The sequence below is a fragment of the Mobiluncus curtisii subsp. curtisii ATCC 35241 genome, from assembly GCF_000146285.1.
In the GTDB taxonomy this organism is placed as follows: Bacteria; Actinomycetota; Actinomycetes; order Actinomycetales; family Actinomycetaceae; genus Mobiluncus; species Mobiluncus curtisii.
Map to the genome: position 1 here is coordinate 655,522 of NZ_GL385912.1, position 1,943 is coordinate 657,464.

At 56.7% G+C, this 1,943-nt stretch carries 3 protein-coding genes and 1 pseudogene; 3 read left to right on the forward strand and 1 reads right to left on the reverse strand.

Translation table 11 applies throughout. The features are described 5' to 3' along the window. Both HMPREF0574_RS03000 and HMPREF0574_RS03005 read left to right on the forward strand, forming a co-directional pair. A partial coding sequence (locus tag HMPREF0574_RS03000) for a major tail protein (RefSeq protein ID WP_004007208.1) occupies positions 1 to 347 on the forward strand: 347 nt, incomplete at its 5' end. A gap of 21 nt (positions 348 to 368) precedes the next feature. After that, entirely contained in the window at positions 369 to 785 is a 417-nt protein-coding gene (locus tag HMPREF0574_RS03005; RefSeq protein ID WP_004007209.1) for a hypothetical protein, read from the forward strand. A gap of 162 nt (positions 786 to 947) precedes the next feature. Here the strand turns inward: HMPREF0574_RS03005 and HMPREF0574_RS09655 are convergent, their stop codons facing one another. After that, positions 948 to 1,397 carry a hypothetical protein gene (locus HMPREF0574_RS09655; protein WP_004007210.1) on the reverse strand — a complete coding sequence of 150 codons (450 nt, stop codon included), beginning with the start codon at positions 1,395 to 1,397 and terminating at the stop codon, positions 948 to 950. Between the two features lie 69 nt (positions 1,398 to 1,466). On the opposite strand from HMPREF0574_RS09655, the pseudogene HMPREF0574_RS03015 reads away from it, so the two are divergent. Next, positions 1,467 to 1,943, forward strand: a pseudogene (locus tag HMPREF0574_RS03015) (phage tail protein); the annotation flags it as partial.

Here is a 1,943-nt window from a genome sequence, read left to right on the forward strand (position 1 = left end):
CCCTCACTGGGGCGACCGTGGACTCCAACGGCGTGCTCATCTCCGCCTCCGAGGACGGCGGCAGCCCGGTGGCGATTGGTTTCCGCGCAGCACGCTCCACGGGGAAGTATCAGTATTTTTGGCTCTACCGGGTCAAGTTCGCCCTGCCAACAGAAACGCTGGCCACCAAAGCCGACTCGATCACGTTCTCCACCCCGAGCATTGAGGGCACGATTCTGCGCCGCAACAAGCCAGACGCGAAGGGGCGTCATCCGTGGAAGGCCGAAGTCACCGAAGGTGGCACCGGGGTTAAGCCCGAGACGATCACTGGCTGGTACGCCCAGGTCTACGAACCCGCCACTAGCTAACGAGTTAAGGAGTACCAAGCGATGACTACCAAGAAGAAAACTGATTCTGTTGTGGAACCAGGGCGCTCCGCCACCGTCAGCATCGGCGGTGAGGACTACGAGCTCGTGCTCACCACGAAAGCCACCCGCCTGATCGCCGAGCGTTACGGTGGCCTCGAACACCTGGGCAACGCGCTTGAAACCTCCGACGATTTGGGCAAAACACTGGGTGAGGTGATTTGGCTGATCACGTTGCTGGCCAACCAGTCAGTCCAGATCCACAACCACCGCCATCCAGACGACAAGCGCCCAGAGCTAAGTGAGGACGAGGTCGAACTCCTTACCGTGCCTGCTGATCTGGCGGATTATCGTGGTGCGATCGCCGAAGCCCTACAGCGCGGCACCCGCCGAGACATCCTCACCGCACCAGCCCCAAAAGCACCAGCAGCGGACGCGTAGTCGAGACCGACAATGCTGTGTTCACGCGGCTCGCCTATATCGGAATGTCCCACCTCCACCTATCACGTGTGGAGGTGGGCTTAACCGTGTTTGGTGAGCTGTTGGATCTCGTCGACTGTTGGCGACTCGAAACCGGGCGCGCCGAGCCGTTGCGTCAATGGTTCATCGACGACGTGATTCCTGCCGGAATTTAATGCGGTCAGCCGTGATTAAATGCTGGTATTGAGTTTCAGCGGCGGCGACGATTGATTTCAGAGGGTAACGCGCTTCCAAATAGTTTCGATGGGCTTCATATTTTGTTTTTGAACTATTGCCAAACGGAAGGCGCTTCAGGTCTTTGATGACTTCTGGCCCCTCATCGCCAATTAACCCCAGGGCCTCAATCACCCAAAATCGCGCCTCTGGACGCGTAATGCCGCCCCAGACACCTTCAACCTCCAAAGTCGTCCAACCATCTTCGTAGGCTCTACGTGCGATGTAACCGACTAGGTGCGTTCTTTGGGAAAACCACCACCGGTTGGAAGTTTGTTTATCGTGCTTTTCCAGAATGAAAGACAGCGGGAGCTCGGCAGGTAATTCCCCTAGTAGCGCCGCAAAATCTCTAGAGAGCATGAAACCGCACTCCTTTGCTAAATGCGTCTCTAGATATCCATCGCCGATGGCGAAGAAATAACGGTAATCATGTCTGATTCTACTTTTGGTTTGAAGATTGGGCTTGAGGGTGAGCGTGAGTTTAAGCGTGCGATTACGGATATTAACCGTGAGATGCGTGTGCTCGGCAGTGAGATGAAGCTTGTGGCGTCCTCGTTCGATAAGAACGACAAGTCCGCCGAAGCACTCACCGCCCGTAACCAGGTGCTCGGCAAAGAAATCGAAGCTCAAAAAGCCAAGATTGAGACCCTGCGCGCCGCACTCGAAAACTCCGCCACGAGCTTTGGTGAGAACGATTCGCGGACGAAGAATTGGCAGATCCAGCTCAACAACGCAGGCGCTGAGCTCAACCGTCTCGAGAGCGAACTCAAATCGAATAACGACGCCCTGTCCGATTTCGGGGACGAGGCAGACGGTGCGGGCGACGATGCCAAGGGCGCGGCGAAGGACGCAGGACGTCTTGAGGACGCGGTGGATGATCTCGGTGACGAGATGGACACCACTAGC